The organism is Sphingomonas sandaracina (assembly GCF_036663695.1).
Classification (GTDB): Bacteria; Pseudomonadota; Alphaproteobacteria; order Sphingomonadales; family Sphingomonadaceae; genus Sphingomonas.
Genome location: NZ_JAXOJK010000004.1, coordinates 317,616 through 333,518 on the forward strand (window position 1 = coordinate 317,616; position 15,903 = coordinate 333,518).

Genomic DNA, 15,903 nt, shown 5'->3' on the forward strand with positions numbered 1-15,903 from the left:
GTCTATTCCACCTTGTCTTGCGGCGAAGTCTCGCCGCCCGTGAGGGTATCGGCAGCCCGGTTGCTGTTGAGGGCGGCCCGCGGATCGTCGGCCCATGCCTCTTTGATCTTGGGCTGGCCGAACCACTGCGTGCCGATCGTGTTGACGCTGAGGATGCCGGCGGTTCGTGCCAGCACCGCGTTTTTCCACTGCGTCGCGGAGTCGCCGCGCAGCATGCTGTCGAGGTTGAACTTGGCCCGAACCTTTTGCAGTCGAAGTTCCGGCGGGATCATCCTCACCGTGATCGCCTGCTCCATCCGGCGAGTGAGCGGGCGAAGCGCCCAGTTCACGAAAGACCGCGTGTCCTGCTCGTTGTTGCCGGCGTTCCCGCCCTCATCGCCGATCATCGATCGCGGGATGCGCCAGTACCGACCCATCTCAAGCGTGCGTTGCGCGAACAGCTCGTGCAGCTGCGCATCGGTATTGTTGCTGCCGACCGCCGTATACTTGACACCCTGCTCGAATACGGGCGTGCCGCCCTTCTTCCAGGCAGCGACGCCCGTTGCCAATCGTCCGGCGGACTCGTCGGTGAGCTTTTGCTCGGTCGTGACGATACCCGAGGGACGGCGGTCGTTACGGAAGAACGCGCGCGAGCCGACTTCCAGCGCAAGCTGGAAATCGATCGCGCCCTTGGCCTGCTTCCACGGCACGAGCGGCCGCAAACCACCGTCCGCTAGTCCGGTGAACCAGAACAGTTCCTGCGGCAGCAGCTGGCGCATGCCGGTCTCGGACGCATAGTCGACCGACATGCTGCGCTCGCCCCAGTTCGCCGTCGTGCGCAGCGGCGACAGCGGCCAGATCTCCAGCCCGTCGACGCCGACGGTTGGTTCGGCGAAGGCCTCGCCGCGCAGGACGCAGGTGAAGGCCATTGCCGCCCAGAACTCGGCACCTGTCTGGAGATGGTTTGGCTCGTAGGCGAGGACGTTCGCGAGCGGGAAATCGTCGCGAATGCCGTCGTCGTCCTTGAACTCCAGAGCGAGGCTACCGACCGCCTCGGCGATGATCGACACGCAGAAGAACACGGCCGCGACCCGCGCGGCCGTTTCGGCTGTGTTCGCCTCCATCGGCATGGCCGCGACCAACGACGTCCACGTGTCATCACCGAAGAACCGGCCGTCCGTCACGTTCGACGGGGCAGGGCGCCCGGTTGCGGAGCCCATAGCCATGTAGCTTGGGCAGGATCAGAGCCCACAAGTCCGGAGGCATGCTCGTCCAAAAGGGGTATCATAGTATCAACATGCCCCTTTCTTCGTAGACGAAGCCTTCAGCGGCCTCTGGGCTCAAAGTCATCAATGTCGCCGCGGAGAACATCGCAGCGACGGGATCGATTTTCGCACTGGGCGACTGCTTCGTGATCGCCACGCCGCTTGCGCCGCGCGGCTCCTGTTTCACGTTGCCGATGCACCACGACATCAGCAGCGTCCCGGCATGGCGGACCGTGCGGGCAGCGCATTTGCGCGCCAGCCCTTTGATGACGCTGCTTAGGCGCCAGCCTTGCGGGATGGCCCTCAGCTGCTCGTCTCCGAAGCCTTCGCGCGCGAGCTCGTCGACGATCGCGGCGACGCCCGCAGGATCGAGCCCGATGGCATCCTTCGCCGGTAGCTTCCCCGCGTCCCGAACGCGCTTGAACACGTCGACAACGCCAAGGACGTCCTCGGTCAGGTCTTCCTGATCGCCTTCGCCATCGTCGCCTTCGCCGATCGCAACCAACTCGCCATCGTCGTCGGGCATCTCACACCTCGTGAGCGTGCCCTCTGCGATGAACTCGTTCAGATGCGTCACGATATCCTGCCGACGCTTCCAGACGATCGACCACGCCCAGGCATGCGCCCAGATCAGCCAGCGCTTGCTGCCCTTCTCGCGACCGATCAAGCAGAGGCCTAGAAGATCGTCGAGGCCGCCACCGTCGACACCGCCGACGATCACCTCGCTGCGCGCTATCAGATCATCGAGCGAAAGCACGGGAATGGCACATCGTGGCCAGAATGACGCGCCGGTCCATCGATCCCGCGCGAGCCTCTGGCCGATCTCGACGTTGAGATACTTCGCCAGAACGATCTGGAGCGACGTATCGCCTTCCTCGCCCTTGCCTTCCTTCACCTGTTGCAGCTTGCGCTGGATGAAGCTGACGGACTGCGACCGGCCAAGGTTGGGGTTGGTGACGTAGAAATTGGCGGGGTCGAGATACGCCTCGTCGTCGCGCATCGCCTCAGGCCACTCGTAGAGCATCCCGAAGCTGCGCGGATCGTCGATCGTGCCGTCGCGGACCCCGCGGAAATAGTCGAGCTTGTCCTTGAACACGCCGCGTGGGCGCTCGTCGCTATGCGTCGTCAGGTAGATGACGAAGCCTTCGGGACGCGACGCCAGTCCGCCGGTGCCTTCCTCAAGCATCGACTCGGCGTTGTTCTGTTTACCGAAGATCCATAGCTCGTCGACAAGCACGAAGCCGGCCTTGCTTCCGCCCACAGTGCCTGTGTCCGCGGCGATGACGCGAAGTTCGGCCCCGGTGACCCGGTGCTTGATCATCCGCTGGTTGTCGACGACGTGCAGCAGCTTCTTCAGCTTCGGGTCGATCCGCACCATCGCCGCGGCTGGGCCGAAGCTGTTGCCGGCGACCTTCTGCGTCGGAGCAAGGATGCTCAGCGCCGCGTCGTGCCGCCAGTTACGGATCAGCGCGGTAAGCATAATGCCCGCCGCGATCGTCGACTTGCCGTTTTTCTTGCTGATGAGGAGGAGATACTCCTCGATCAGCCGCTGCCCCGCGTTGGCGTCGTATGCGCCGAAGATTGCGCCGACCAGGTCGAACACGAACTGCTCGCAGGCTTCACCGAATGTCGGCTGGCCAGCGACGTCGACCATGCGAAGCGACTTGAAGATATCCAAGGCCGCTTCCGCCTCGGCGGGGAACAGCGGAGCGAACGGAACCAACGATTCCCGCTCGACGATCCGGCGTTCCCAATCGGGACACGCGGTCGTCCACACCGGCGCGGGCGCTGTCATGATGCTCAATTGAGCAGACCGGGCGGCGGGCCGGGCGTCTCATACAGCCCGCGGACGTCCTGCGCGTCCTGAAGCGCCACTTCCTTCTTGCCGAGCGGGGCAGGTCGTGGCGGACGTGCATGGTTCGAGACGCGATCGGACAGATCGTCGAGCCGCGCTTTCTCAAGTCGCCGTGCCAGTTCCTTCTCGGCGGGCACGCTACCTGCCTTGGCTAGCTCATTGAGCCGGCTGAACTGGACCATCTCGAACCGAATGCCCGCGGCCTCCCGCTGAGCAAGCTCGGAAGAATAATGCTTCCGCAGCGTGGGGACCGACACCCCGATCGCCGTTGCCGCCTGTTTGACCGTCAGACCACGCACGAACGCCAACAGGACCTTGTTTGAGTTTTCAATAGACCACGAATGTTCGGGCCTGCCGCGCCCTTCCTTGCGGGGCGTGACCGGGTCGCCGAACAGGTCGACCCCCGAAAACTCCGCTACGGCCAAAAAAAATCTCCCGATGAGAACGTTAGCGGTCTAGGGCCCGGCGCCCTTGTGAGGTTTCGACCCCCCCCCGGTCACCCGAGGCCGCGTCGTTCCTGCCGCTGCTTCGTGCTGTCGTGGCACGGCTTGCACAGGCACTGGAGGTTGCGCTCGTCCCAGAACAGCCGTTCGTCGCCGCGGTGCGGGCGACGGTGGTCGGCGACCAGCTGCGACGTGTCGCCCTCGATCCTGCCGCATCCTGCCATCTGGCAAGTGAACAGGTCGCGGACGAGCACCGACATGCGCAGCTTTTGCCACCGTGCCGTCTTGTACCATTTGCGCCAGCCCTGCTGATCCCGATCCCGATCGAACGCCTGACGATCACCGGGCAGGTAGGTGAGCCGGGATGCAGGCGCGGACAGGCGTGAGGGCAGACTCTTCAGTCGTCCCATGCGCGTGAGCCTAAACGGCGAAGGGCGGCGAGACCGAAGTCGCGCCGCCCTTCGAGGTGGGGAAGAGGATGCGTCGAACCCGAAGGCCCAACCCAGCGTGATCACTTATAGACCCAAATCGCCCGATAGGCGGACATAGAAAATTATCATTCGTGCAAATCGTCTCACTTGACACATCAACCCCGTGCATTTCCGCCATTCTTGGCGATGCAGATCATATTGATAGCGCGGCCATATCGCTTACGCAGGCCCTCGGCACCGCGTTGCAGACCCATACGAAGCAGCAGACGCCGCCACTTCACCTCGCGCTGCCCCTTAGCCAGTTCCGTGATCACCATGCCCACCAGCTTGCGATCCTCCAACGCCAGCATGTCCGTCCAGGCGAATGCCTCTTCCATCTCGCCCACCTCGATACGGGTCAGCGAGGCCGGGCGGATCTCCACGTCCGAACTGGCGAGGTCAGCACCGCGGGCATCATAGTCGCCAGCCGACACCTCGCGTAGGATGTCGGGCCACGCCGACCGCACCCGCTGCCACCCGCGTTCGCGGTCGGGATGGCGCCAGCATGTGATCATCGCCTCGACCAAGCGCTCCTGCACCATGTCAAACGTCCAGAAATCGCGTGGAAGGGGCTGTCCTTCCATCGGAGAGGAGACGTTGGCGGGTAGTCCTTCCATTCTATTGGTCCTTTGGGTTCGCATAATTGGCGGGTTTCCGCCGTTTCTGTTTGTTTCGATCTGTTCGATCGAAGAGATTGGAAGGGATGGAATGATAATTCAGGGTCTTTCGTGTGCGCATGCGCGCCCACACGCGCACATGGCGGGAGGACCAAGCAAAGCCCTTCCACCCCTTCCAAGCCCGCACAAATCCGCCATTTTCGTCCTTCCAATCGTGGTTCCAGCCGGAAGGTAAACCCCTTCCAAATTCAGCCTACAGCGGCTCGTCATCGGGGTAGGGTCCGGGATCACCGCCGTATCCGGAGCGGCCAGCATCGGCGTCGACATAGTCGGCGACCGACTTCGTCATCTCGATGTCGAGCCACTGGATGCCGTTCGACGGCTTCTTCTCGAAGCCTCGATCCTCCATCGCCTTCGAGAAACCCTGCGTCTGCCACTCCGCGGAGCCGCTGGCCTTCGACCACGCCTTGAACAGGTCGAACAGCGCCGAAGACTTCGATCGCGCCCCAGCGACCGCCTTGGTGCACTCGTCTAGGAACCGGCCTAGCTGATCGCTCTGCTCGCGGTATTTGGCCGTCGCCGCGATCACGCTGTCGGGCTCGACGAGACCGTGCTCCCGCCAGTCGAGAAGGCCCTCCATCAGCCGGTTGAAGATGCCGGACGATTCCTTCTTCAGCTTCTCCGGCAGCGCCTTGTCGACCGCCTCCTTGGCGATCTGGACGTCCCACGGCACCAGCATGACACGCCGCCATATCCCGTCGTCGTGACCGGTGATCTTAGGCTTGTGGTTGCCCGAGATCGTCACCTTGAACGATGGCAGGAACGAGAAGAAGCCCTTGTTCAGATGACGCGCGTCGATGAGCTCGCCGCCCGTGATCAGCTTGATCAGCGCCTCCGCCAGCTTCGCACCTTTCTCGGGCTCCGACGTGCGCAGGAACCGGATACCGGGCAGGCGGGCAAGATCAGGCGTTGCCTCGCCGCCCTTGCGACCACGGCCCTGGTCGAGGAACGTCTCGATCCCCACCGATCCGCCATAGTCCCCGGCAATGTAGCTCCAGGCATCCACCAGCGTCGATTTCCCGTTGCGGCCCTTGCCATGGAAGAACGCCAGTTTTTGTTCGCTGATGTCGCCGGTCATGCTCAAGCCACCCCACTGGTGCAGGAAGCGACGCATCTTCTCGTCCGGCTGCACGACCGCTAGAAACTTGTCGTATTCCGGGCTGGTCGCCTTCGGGTCGAACACGACGTTGGCGATCTTGCTGATCAGATCCTCGGGCCGGTGCGCGTCAAGCCGCATGCCCCACCGATCGCCCATCGTGATCGGCTTGAAGACACCGTCGACCATCGCCCACCGCTTGCCTTCCTGCGTCAATCGCAGCGTACCGTTGAGCAGGTTCACAGCCATCCGGTCGGCATCCATCGCATCGGCGCGGATCGAGACGTCGATGAACGACTTTACCAAACCAGCGATGCACCCCAGCCGTTGCGATCCCTCACTAGACTTCGCGTGGGCACGCAGCACGTCGCTGTAGTAGATCGGCACCTTGTTATCGCCGCTGCCCTTCCATCGGTCGATATAGTCCAGCGTAGAAGCGCGCTGCTCGTCCGTCGCGTCCTCAGGAAGTTCCTCTTTCAGGCCGCTTGCCGCGACGAGGTTTGCTTCGTGAAGGATCGACCGCACGGTATCGAACACGGCCAGACTGACCTTGCCGGGGATTTTGTCCTTTTCCTCGGATAGCAACTCCCAGCGCTGACCGTCCCATACGAACCAACCAAGCTCGTTACAGAAGCGGAAACGCCACGCATGCCGCGCCCGGAAACGTTCCGCGTTGCCGAGGTCCGTGGTCGCCAACACCGCGCATTGGCGATCCAGCGCTTCATCCTTGGCCGGCGCAATGCGCCCCCCTGACCCCCCAGCCTGTGCCGCGGGGCTGATGGTTCCGTTTTGGAAGGGCTCGGAAAATCCATCTCCGCCGGGTGCGGGTTCGAACCGGCCGACATCCTCGGAATAGGCATCGAGCGGCGGAACCTCCGGCGCGTACGACGAAGAGGAGGCGGACCGGCCGCTATCGCGGCCGCGCGCCGTCTGCGCGCCTACGGCGCCGAGATCGCGGGGCTTTGCGTTGGCGAAGCCGTTGTCGATCGCCTTCAGTGCGCCCGCCAGGTCGTCGTTCTGCGGCATAGCGCGTACGACCGATTCGAGGCCGGCCCGCACGAAGCCCTCGGCGATCGCGCCCGCCATGACGAGCCCGCCCATCTTCATCGCCGCGTGATAGATGCCGGCGTTGCGTCCGCCCCATCGGCCACCGCCCATTGGCGTCGCAGCGAGCTCGTCCATCTCTTCCTGAAGCGCGATCTGCGCGTACCGCTTATGACGCGCGTCGACGTCGACCGGGAAGACGTCGCGCGGGACGTACGCTGATGCGGCGACATCGGCCTGATCGGTCTTGCGCTTGCCGGTCGGTGACCGCAGCACGGCGACCAGCTCGGCCGGCATCGCGACGATCTCGGCGTCTGCGTCGCCACGCAGCCAGCGATACGTACCGGTGGCGTTCTTGGCATCGCCCTCGCAATGGCTGGGCGGTACGATCGTGTAGCCGCCCAGACCGCGCACATCGATATGATCGGGCAGGTTGCCGCGGTTCCCGATCGGGTCGCCTTCGGGCATCTGGAAATAGACGTGCACGCCGCCCGAGGGCGTACGCACGGCAAGACTGGTCGGCAGCGCGCAGCCGATCTGTTTTTCAAGATCGGCCTTTAGCTGCTCCAGCGTCCATTCTTCGCCGGTGGACTGGTCGATGCGCGGATCGAAATCGACCACGATCAGATTCGCTTTGCCGACCGACACGCCGATCATGGCCTTGGGCCACTTGCGCCACCAGGCGAGGATCTGATCCTCGTCACACGTCGCCTTCGAAACGCCGCCCGACCCCTTGATCGGCTTGCCTGCCGCGTCACGGTCCTGCGGCACGAGCGGGCGCTTGTTCGTGACTGAGCACGGGAACACCGGCCAGCCACGACGCGCGAAAGACAGCGCCGCCTCAAGCTGAGACGGCAACGAGGTGGAAACGCTCACAGATCATGCCCCCGGCAAAATTAGCGGCAGACGACCATACCGGTCTGCCAGCGGCGCGACGGCTCAATCGTTAGAACGGCACGTCGTCGTCCAGATCGTCGGTGAAGGTGCCACGTGAACCGCCAGCACCGGAGCCGGCAGACCCACCGGAAGCACCGCCACGGGTGTCGCCATAGCTGGAATAGTCGGTGCGACCGGGATCCGCCTCGCGGCGATCGAGCAACACCAGCGCCGAGTTGAACGCGCCCAGCACGATCTCGGTCGACCAGCGGTCGTTACCGGTATTGTCCTGCCATTTGCGGGTTCGCAGCGCGCCCTCGATGTAGACCTTCGAGCCCTTGCGCAGATACTGCTTGGCGACCTTCACGAGGCCTTCGTTCATAATGACGATGTTATGCCACTCTGTCCGTTCCTTCTGCTCACCAGACACGCGGTCCTTCCAGCGCTCGGACGTCGCGAGGCTCATGTTCACGATCTCGCCACCGTTCTGGAAGCTGCGCGCTTCCGGTTCCTTGCCGAGGTGGCCGACGAGGATAACCTTGTTCACGCTGCTCATGACATCATTCCCAATGCGCGGAGGTAGACCTCAAGGATCGCCTGTCGCTCGTGCTGTTCGTCGGGCTTCTTCGCCCGCAATTTGATGATGTCTTGGAGGGCGCTAGGGTCGTAACCACGGCCCTTGGCCTCTGCCATGACGTCCTTGATGTCGTCCGCGATGCCCTTCTTCTCTTCGATCAGGCGTTCGGCCCGCTCGATCAGAAGCCGGACTTCGTCCGCGGCGACGGCGCCACCCTCGAAGCCGTTATGGCGCGGGTCGGGCGACTCCTCGCCCTCAGGGCGGGGCGGGACGTAGACGACGCTGCCGCCACCCCGCCGGTCGGCAATCCACCCGGCACCCGCGAGCGCTTTCGTCATCGACTTCAACGACGGGCCAGCTGCACGGATATGCCCCGGCAACTGGTCTGCGACCTCTTCCAAAGTGATCTCGTCGCGCCCGACGAGCATGGCACCGACCGCCGCGGCAACCTGCGTGTCGAGCTTCTGCTTCATGACGCGCGCAGGACCGCGGAGATCGCCGTGATGTCCTGCTCCGGCATCGCACGCGCAAACATCGCTTCGGCCAGCGTCGGCTCTGCCTTAACGGCGTAGCGCACCCCATCCGCGAGATCGCGTACGTCGAATTGGGGGAACGGCTCGTAATCGGCGCGGGTCGAGAGTTCAGATTGCAGCGCGAGCGTAGTCGCATCGTCGAGAACGTCGTCCACCTCGACTTCGGCCATGAAACGGATGGTCCGGTTTTCGTTGGCGTCGAAGAAGTCGTTTGCCATCGACGACGTGATGACACCGTTTTCGCGAAGAACGTCGATGGCATCATGCAACTGTAAGTGACACCGAACGGAAGAGCTTCGTGGCATGGTAAGTGCTCCTCAAACGCGCATCGGCATGACGACCCCGACGAGGTCGAGATCTTTGTCCGAGACGATGCGAAGGGGCGCTGCGGCATCATGCAGCGTGATGGTGAGAGCGGCGCCCTCGGCGAATATGCCCGCGACGTCGCGCAGGTACTGACTGTTGAGGCCGAACCGCAGCGCTGCCCCCTTGTAGCTGGCTTCGATCGGCTCGCTCGCGCTGGTGCCCATCTGGTCCTTGGCCGTCATCTCGTAAGCACCGTCGCCGGTGTCGAAATCGAGCGCCACCGCCCGGACCTTCGTTTTGTCGCCCTCGGCATTGACGACTGATGAAACGGCCGCGGCCGTTGCGATCAGAACGTCACGCGCGACACTGATTTCGTTCTTCGCCGGATCGGGAATTACGCGGCTGTAATCGGGGAATGTACCGTCGATCAGCTTGCTGATGATGCTGCCGTCACCGATCCGGAACGAGATCGCCGTGCCGTTCGTCTCGATCGCGACCTCGCCAGCCGCATTGCGGAGCAGGCCAAGCACCTGCGCGACTGCTTTCTTCGGGACAATGATGTCCGCCATCTCCTTCGCACCCGGCGGGAGGTCGACCTCGGCACGGATCAATCGGTGACCGTCAGTCGCTGCACCACGGAGCTTGTCGCCGACCGTGTGCAGGAACACGCCGCAGAGGTAGTAGCGCGTTTCCTCGCTGGACTGGGCAACGGCGCACTTGGAGAAGATCCGGGCCAGCGCGTCGCTCGGGATCGAAAACGACACCGCGCTGCCCATCGCCGCCCGCTTGGGGAAGTCATCGGCGGGCAGCGTCGACAGCGTACGAACGCCGCGCCCCTGTTTGACGGTGAGCGCCGACCGGCCTTCGACCGGCGCGATCGTCAGCTTGCCGGCCTTGAACGACTTCACCGCGGCCATGATCTTGTCGCTCGGCACTGTCGTCCGCAGTTCGCCGGAAGCAGCGACCGAAGCCGTTGCCTCGATATCGAGATCCGTTGCCGTGACGGACAACGTGCCGTCGTCGACCACCAGCAGCAGGTTCGACAGTACCGCGATTGTGTTGCGCCGCTCGACGACGCCCGCGACCTGCTCCAACGCGCCGAGCAGCGCGTCGCGTTCGATCTCGATCTTCATGCGATCAATCCCGTCTTGTGACCGGTCTCGACGATCTCGACGAACCGCAGCGTGGGGGCCTTCGCAGGCAGCACCCGAATGATGTTCATCGTCCGCATCGCGTCGATCGTCGGTTGGATGACTTCGCGCGGTAGCTTCGCGCGCTCGGCAAGCTGGACGTCGGTCGGGCAGGGACGCCCGAACCGCGCCGCCTTCTTCAGGATCGGCAGCAGGACGTTAATGGCGGAGACGTCGTCCGGTGTCGTACGCACGTCATGCCGCGGCTCGCGTAGAGGCCGGATGTCGCGCGCCGACTTGGTCGACCGCTCGGCATAATAGCACCATTCGCCGCGCAGCAGGTCGCTGCGCTTCTTCACCAGATAGACGACGCCTTGCTCGGCAAGGGTCCGCATGCGCAACGCGCCCTGTGATCCGGCCGGCAGGAACGGCCGCGTGGCGTACAGGAAACGGTCGCCCGCCTTCGCGATGGCGAGCCACGTCTCGATCTGGTCGATCGACGCGATGACGCGCTTGGCTTCGGAGAACGAACCCGGCGAGGCGCTGTCCGAAGACAGAGGGGCTGCCTCGCCGGCACGAGCAACCGCCGGGGAACGGCAGCTCGTGAACTTGGAAACTGAAGTGGTCATGCAGCCCTCCGCAGGGTCTCGGCGGGAACGACCTCGAACCAGCCGGCAGCGGCGGGCCGATACCAATCGTTGATCGTCACTCCGCAGCGCGTGAACGCGAAGATCTGGTGGCCGACGAACGCGCCGGGCGTAAGCTCACCGGCCATCATCCGCTCCATGTCGATCTGACCCATGCCGATCTTGCGCAGCAGCTTGTCCAGCGTGCCGACGGGTTCGCGCATGATCCATTGCGCCAGGCGGCGAGCGCCTTCGTTCGGCACACGGACGCCGAGGCGCAGGCGTAGCGTCTTCATCGTTCACCTCCATGAATAGAGCGGGCGAGCGCCCGCATGCCGACCGCGACGCGAATCACGTCGTCGAGTTCGCGTTCCAGCCTCTCGGCGTCGAGCGCCGAGAAATTGCCGTCAGCCAAGCCGGTGCAGATCGCGCCGGTCGTGTCGTTGAACTCGCCAGACAGCATGGCCATCATCGCCAGCAGGTCACCGCTACCAGCCGGAGCGTCCGGGACCGCGACGAACACGCCATCCGCCATGGCGCAGAGCGTCGTGGTGATGATCGGGTCGCCGGCCAGCGCTTCGAGATCGCGGACCACGTCGATCGGCGCGAAGCACTCGGCATCGGCCTGGACGGTCGAGGCGTACCGAGCGAGCGTGCTCTTGCCGACGCGACAGAACGACGCCGCGGCCTCAAGGCCGCCGATCCGCCCGACCAGTTCGCCGAACTTGATCTTCAGCATGCGGCCCTTGACCGCGTCTGATGCAATCACACTCACGCCGGCACCTGGGAAGAAAGATCGGTCTTTCCCGCTGACGTCATCTCGGTAGCGCCAGTATCATCATCGGCATGATCAGCGTTTTGCACCGTATCAATCCCGAAGAAGTCGTTGGCGGTCACCGTTCCGCGCGTCTCGCTGACGATCAGCGGCATGGTTGCACGATCAGGGATGCGGGCGCCGTTCACGTAGCGACGCACGGCCTCGGTGGTTCTGCCAATGCGCTCGGCAAACGCACTTGGCTCCACGTTCTGCTCGATCAGCCAATCTTTGAGGGTCATCGAAAACTCCGGTTGCAACACCATAATGGTGTCGCATGAGGTTTGATGTCAACACCATTTTGGCGGGTGGTATCGCGCCACCAATTTGGTGCACGTCTCCGGCTATGGAAGCAGGCGAAAGAATAGCTGAATTGCGCGGACAGCGGGGCTGGAGCCGCCCCGAACTTGCGCGTCGAATGGCGACCACCCCACAGCAGTTGGAGCGCCTGGAGAAGGGCCAGCGTCGATTGACGATGGATTGGCTACAGCGAGCTGCAGCAGCTCTTGAGACAGACGTTGCAACACTGGTGGCGGATGCGGATTTAACCGCCGTCGTAGCCGGCGCACCCAACGCCACACCCTTCAAGTACGAGGGCGCCTCGAACCAGAGGATGGCAGAGAACTTGCCTATCTACGGGACGGCGATCGGGACCGAGCGGTTGTTCGATGGAGACGCCGTCGAGCAAACGATGCTGAATAGCGGCGATACGGTTGGCTACCTGAAGCGTCCGACGATGCTCAATGGGCGTGGCGACGTCTACGGTCTGTACGTGCAGGGATCTTCGATGGATCCTGTATTCTGCGAAGGCGCGACCATTGTCGCCGAGACCAAGAGGCCACCTCGAATCGGCGATGATGTCGTCGTTTATCTGCGTCCCGACGATCACAACGAAGATGATGGTCTCCGGTCGCGCGCCGTGCTGGTCAAGCGGCTTGTTCGCCGAAGTGGCACATGGATCGAGTTGCAACAGTTCTCGCCAGCGCTGATATTCAAAATCGAGACAGCAGACATCGTCCGCGTAGACCGCGTCATGACGTTGGGCGATCTCCTCGGATAAACCGCTACCGAGCCAGCACCATAATGGTGTTGACTCGGTGACACCATTATGGTGTTTTACTCGCATCAGGGCATGCCGCCCGATGGGAGTTGCGAATGCGCGCCGACACCAAGCCCCGTCCGACCGAGCCGGCATGCTCGTTCGAAACCTTCCTTTCCGCCCTCAATAATTCAGCCCCAGCGTTCGCCGGCACGCCCCGGACGCTTCGTTCCCACGTCGGCGCGCGACAGTTCGGTGACTTCGGCACCGTCCTGATGGCGGAGCGTCCCGCGTCGTTCGACCTGTCCAAGCGCGTCGAGCGGTGGCGCGGCATCGATATGGCGCGCGAGGATCTGCCGCTGCGCGCGCATCCCGACCAAACTGCCGACGACCGACGGTTCAACGTTTTGTTCGTGCTCACCCCGGCGATGATCTTGATCATGGTTCTCGCAGGGTTGTTCAGCGCATGGTGGAAGGGCGTCATCTGATGGCGCCGCTGATCATCGACAACTTCGCTGGTGATGCCAGCGCGTCGACCGGCATCGAGCGAGCGCTTGGTCGTGCCGTCAACCGGGCTGACGGTACGGCGTCATTCGTCGTCATCGTCGGGTTCAGCGGCCTCGATCTGTTCGTACGTTATCCGCGGATCATCCCACGACGGCCTGCCGCCAATACCAACGCGCGCGAATACGATCCCCGTGAAGTCCGTTTCGTGCTCGGACATCCACGTCTTCAACTCAGCTTCGCCGGACTCCATCCGACGGGTCTCACGGTAGAGGGCGTCGATCGCAACAGACCAGGGGATCGATACCCGCCATGCACCGGCCATCGGGTATCGAGTGATGTAACTTGCGCCTTCACGATTGAACTTCATAGATGCCGCCCTTCATTGAACGCTGGAAAACGTCTGCACGCGTGTCTCGAACTAGCGGCGGCCTCGGCTGACAACAATAGTAGGCCTGCTTCGGGGATCCGATCTGTTTACCCGCTCCGTCAAACGGTGGCGGCATGAACCGCGGGCCTATAACCTGCGGATGGTGCAACGCCCGCCTGACACCAGGCACACCGCGCATGCGCCTTCACGAGACGCCGGATAGCAGCGTCCGGACGACCCAGATGGTGATGAGTTTCCATCCTGCCTGCGGCCGCGCCTTGGTCGACTACCTCGCAACCCGTGTCGACCTTGCGACCGATTTAGACGAGCCCCGTCAGGCGTGGGGTTACGGACCGGGGCTCGGACGGATGCAATGACCGAACGCCCCCGCTTCCTCTACGCCGACGTCGAGATGGCGATCGTCGCCGAGGACGTTCGGAAGAACCGCGCGGAGGGCGATCCCTCCTTGGTCGCAGCCGGCAAGCTATCCGCCGAGGACGCCGCCACGCGTCTGCGGATCTCGACGGCGATCGCCGTCGACTGGTCGCACTATGCGCGCATCGAGCTACCACCAATTAAGGGTGCGACCGACGGGGAGAAGATCGCGGACCTGACGACGGTGCTGGCCGGCGCGACGAAGCGGCGCGATCATGCGCGGCAGGCGATCGTCAGCGAATACGGCGAGCGGTTCTTTGTCCGATCGATGGCGGAGCTATGGGCGCTCGTCGACATGCATGACACGACGACGGCCCGCGTCCTGCCGTATCTCCACTGGGAGAGTTACGCGTCCGCTCTGGAGGCCATGCTCTGGTGGCAGCAGCGCGCGCCGTACTGCAACCGCCGCGCGATCACCTTCGCGAACATCGAGCTTCGAAAGATGGGATACTTTCCGCACGAGAAGGCAGCCGCATGAATCTGGCGCGCCTCGAAAAGCTGCCCGACTGGCCGGCTCGCATGACGGCCGACGTCGCTTCGATCTATATGGGCATATCAAAGTCGACCTTCGCCACGCGCTTCGGCGCGATCGGCGTGAAAGAGGGCGCGAACGTCCTGTGGGCGCGCGTGCAGCTGGACAGGATCATTGCCAAGCAGTTTGCGATCCCCCAGCCTGCCGGCAACGCTGGCGGAGATACCTCGTGGGACGACTTGCGGTGAAGAACGTCACCGAACGCAAAGGGCTGCTGTACTTCCGGCGCAAGATCGCCGGGAAGGACACGTACATCCGCCTGCCGGCCGTCGATAGTCCCGACTTCGCCGAAGAGTATGCCCGGCTGTCGAAGCCCGAAGCAGTCGTCGTAGGCCCTGCGCGTGGTACGCTCGGATGGCTGGTCGCCGATTATCGTGCCAGTCCGGAGTGGAAGGCGAAGGGCCTAAAGACGCGCGAGAACCAAGGCCGCTATCTTCAGCTGATCGCCACCGTGCACGGCCACCGGACCGTTGCAGGCGTCCGGCCGGTCAGCCTGTTCAAGATGCGTGACGCCTATGCCGACACTCCCGGCAAGGCGAACGTATGGCTGAGCGCGTTCGGTTCGCTGATGCGCCACGCGATCAAGCTGGGGCTGCGCGACGATAATCCATGCGACAAGATCCCGATCCTCGCGATCGGCGAGCACGAGCCGTGGCCGGCCGACCTGTTGGCGGTGTGCCTCGCCGAGGCCACGCCCATGACGCGCCTCGCGATCGTCACCGGGCTATGTTCCGGGCAGCGCGTGAGCGACTGCGTCAGGATGCAGTACGGCTGGATCACCGCCGGCATCATGGAATTTACTCAGGTGAAGAAACGCAAGGGCGGCGTGACGAAGGACGTTGCCGTGCCGATGCACCCCTTCTGGCTGGAGGAGCTTGCCAAGCTGCCGCGCCGCTCTGTGACCTTGCTCTACGAGCGCTCGGGAGCGCCGTTCAAGACGACGGCCGCCATTCAGGAGCGGCTGCGAAAGCTGATGTCGGAGCCGGCAGTGCAGGAGGTGATCGCGGATCTAATTGCGCGCGAGATGATCCTCGAAGATGCCAGCTTCACGTTCCACGGCCTGCGCAAGAACGCGTGCTGCTACCTGGTCGAGTGCGGCATCAACGACAGCGAGATTGGGGAGATCCTCGGCATGTCGCCTGAGATGGTGCGTCACTACAGCAAGCGAGCACGAGCGCTGATGGTTGCGCGGGGAGCCGCCAGCCGTATGACGACCGGCAAGATCATCACCCGTACTCAGGTCAGTTCGTAGGCAACAAGCTGAAATTCAGCATCTGACTACGCGTTAGAGCGCCGGCTCCGTTTTTCTGTACGGCGTCTCGACTTGGCTGT

At 63.5% G+C, this 15,903-nt stretch carries 19 protein-coding genes and 1 pseudogene; 5 read left to right on the plus strand and 15 right to left on the minus strand.

Features of this window, described 5'->3' with window-relative positions:
- Positions 1-2 precede the first annotated feature (2 nt).
- The 14 genes and pseudogenes from U1707_RS14320 to U1707_RS14385 all read right to left on the minus strand — a co-directional run bounded on the left by U1707_RS14320 (position 3) and on the right by U1707_RS14385 (position 11,933).
- Positions 3-1,199 (minus strand): phage portal protein, encoded by a 1,197-nt coding sequence (locus U1707_RS14320; protein ID WP_332800744.1) that lies wholly within the window; start codon positions 1,197-1,199, stop codon positions 3-5.
- Between the two features lie 64 nt (positions 1,200-1,263).
- Complete coding sequence (locus tag U1707_RS14325; protein ID WP_332800745.1) at positions 1,264-3,039, minus strand: terminase large subunit; 1,776 nt, start codon at positions 3,037-3,039, stop codon at positions 1,264-1,266.
- A 5-nt stretch (positions 3,040-3,044) separates the two neighbouring features.
- Positions 3,045-3,524, minus strand: coding sequence for a hypothetical protein (locus U1707_RS14330; protein ID WP_332800746.1), 480 nt, complete (start codon positions 3,522-3,524; stop codon positions 3,045-3,047).
- Positions 3,525-3,595: 71 nt separating this feature from the next.
- Positions 3,596-3,952 carry an HNH endonuclease gene (locus U1707_RS14335; protein ID WP_332800747.1) on the minus strand — a complete coding sequence of 119 codons (357 nt, stop codon included), beginning with the start codon at positions 3,950-3,952 and terminating at the stop codon, positions 3,596-3,598.
- A gap of 176 nt (positions 3,953-4,128) precedes the next feature.
- Positions 4,129-4,629 (minus strand): hypothetical protein, encoded by a 501-nt coding sequence (locus U1707_RS14340; RefSeq protein ID WP_332800748.1) that lies wholly within the window; start codon positions 4,627-4,629, stop codon positions 4,129-4,131.
- Between the two features lie 253 nt (positions 4,630-4,882).
- Positions 4,883-7,705, minus strand: coding sequence for a phage/plasmid primase, P4 family (locus U1707_RS14345; RefSeq protein WP_332800749.1), 2,823 nt, complete (start codon positions 7,703-7,705; stop codon positions 4,883-4,885).
- 70 nt (positions 7,706-7,775) lie between these two features.
- Positions 7,776-8,261: a single-stranded DNA-binding protein gene (gene ssb / locus U1707_RS14350; protein ID WP_332800750.1), complete on the minus strand. Its 486-nt coding sequence runs from the start codon at positions 8,259-8,261 to the stop codon at positions 7,776-7,778.
- Positions 8,258-8,494 (minus strand): annotated as a pseudogene (locus U1707_RS14355) (DUF2312 domain-containing protein); the annotation flags it as partial. The pseudogene U1707_RS14355 and the gene ssb, both read right to left, overlap by 4 nt.
- A gap of 257 nt (positions 8,495-8,751) precedes the next feature.
- Positions 8,752-9,033, minus strand: a complete 282-nt coding sequence (locus U1707_RS14360) for a hypothetical protein (RefSeq protein WP_332800751.1) — start codon at positions 9,031-9,033, stop codon at positions 8,752-8,754.
- A 99-nt stretch (positions 9,034-9,132) separates the two neighbouring features.
- Positions 9,133-10,254, minus strand: coding sequence for a DNA polymerase III subunit beta (gene dnaN / locus U1707_RS14365; protein WP_332800752.1), 1,122 nt, complete (start codon positions 10,252-10,254; stop codon positions 9,133-9,135).
- On the minus strand, positions 10,251-10,880 hold the full coding sequence (locus U1707_RS14370) for a hypothetical protein (protein WP_332800753.1): 630 nt from the start codon (positions 10,878-10,880) through the stop codon (positions 10,251-10,253). Before U1707_RS14370 ends, dnaN begins: the two co-directional genes overlap by 4 nt.
- Complete coding sequence (locus U1707_RS14375; protein WP_332800754.1) at positions 10,877-11,173, minus strand: hypothetical protein; 297 nt, start codon at positions 11,171-11,173, stop codon at positions 10,877-10,879. Before U1707_RS14375 ends, U1707_RS14370 begins: the two co-directional genes overlap by 4 nt.
- A complete protein-coding gene (locus U1707_RS14380) occupies positions 11,170-11,652 on the minus strand; it encodes a hypothetical protein (RefSeq protein ID WP_332800755.1) in 483 nt (160 codons plus the stop codon). The genes U1707_RS14375 and U1707_RS14380 overlap by 4 nt, the downstream gene beginning before the upstream one ends.
- Positions 11,649-11,933 carry a helix-turn-helix domain-containing protein gene (locus U1707_RS14385; protein WP_332800756.1) on the minus strand — a complete coding sequence of 95 codons (285 nt, stop codon included), beginning with the start codon at positions 11,931-11,933 and terminating at the stop codon, positions 11,649-11,651. Before U1707_RS14385 ends, U1707_RS14380 begins: the two co-directional genes overlap by 4 nt.
- A gap of 35 nt (positions 11,934-11,968) precedes the next feature.
- On the opposite strand from U1707_RS14385, the gene U1707_RS14390 reads away from it, so the two are divergent.
- Together U1707_RS14390 and U1707_RS14395 are read left to right on the plus strand one after the other, a co-directional pair.
- On the plus strand, positions 11,969-12,751 hold the full coding sequence (locus U1707_RS14390) for a helix-turn-helix domain-containing protein (RefSeq protein ID WP_332800757.1): 783 nt from the start codon (positions 11,969-11,971) through the stop codon (positions 12,749-12,751).
- Between the two features lie 95 nt (positions 12,752-12,846).
- Positions 12,847-13,218: a hypothetical protein gene (locus U1707_RS14395; protein ID WP_332800758.1), complete on the plus strand. Its 372-nt coding sequence runs from the start codon at positions 12,847-12,849 to the stop codon at positions 13,216-13,218.
- A gap of 101 nt (positions 13,219-13,319) precedes the next feature.
- Here U1707_RS14395 and U1707_RS14400 read toward each other — a convergent pair whose 3' ends face one another.
- Complete coding sequence (locus U1707_RS14400) at positions 13,320-13,604, minus strand: hypothetical protein (protein ID WP_332800759.1); 285 nt, start codon at positions 13,602-13,604, stop codon at positions 13,320-13,322.
- Between the two features lie 373 nt (positions 13,605-13,977).
- On the opposite strand from U1707_RS14400, the gene U1707_RS14405 reads away from it, so the two are divergent.
- The 3 genes from U1707_RS14405 to U1707_RS14415 are packed head-to-tail and all read left to right on the plus strand — an operon-like array spanning position 13,978 to position 15,823.
- A complete protein-coding gene (locus U1707_RS14405) occupies positions 13,978-14,517 on the plus strand; it encodes a hypothetical protein (RefSeq protein ID WP_332800760.1) in 540 nt (179 codons plus the stop codon).
- Entirely contained in the window at positions 14,514-14,759 is a 246-nt protein-coding gene (locus U1707_RS14410; RefSeq protein ID WP_332800761.1) for a hypothetical protein, read from the plus strand. Before U1707_RS14405 ends, U1707_RS14410 begins: the two co-directional genes overlap by 4 nt.
- The gene (locus U1707_RS14415; protein WP_332800762.1) at positions 14,756-15,823 is read left to right on the plus strand and encodes a tyrosine-type recombinase/integrase; all 1,068 of its coding nucleotides are present in this window, start codon (positions 14,756-14,758) and stop codon (positions 15,821-15,823) included. Before U1707_RS14410 ends, U1707_RS14415 begins: the two co-directional genes overlap by 4 nt.
- Positions 15,824-15,903 lie beyond the last annotated feature (80 nt).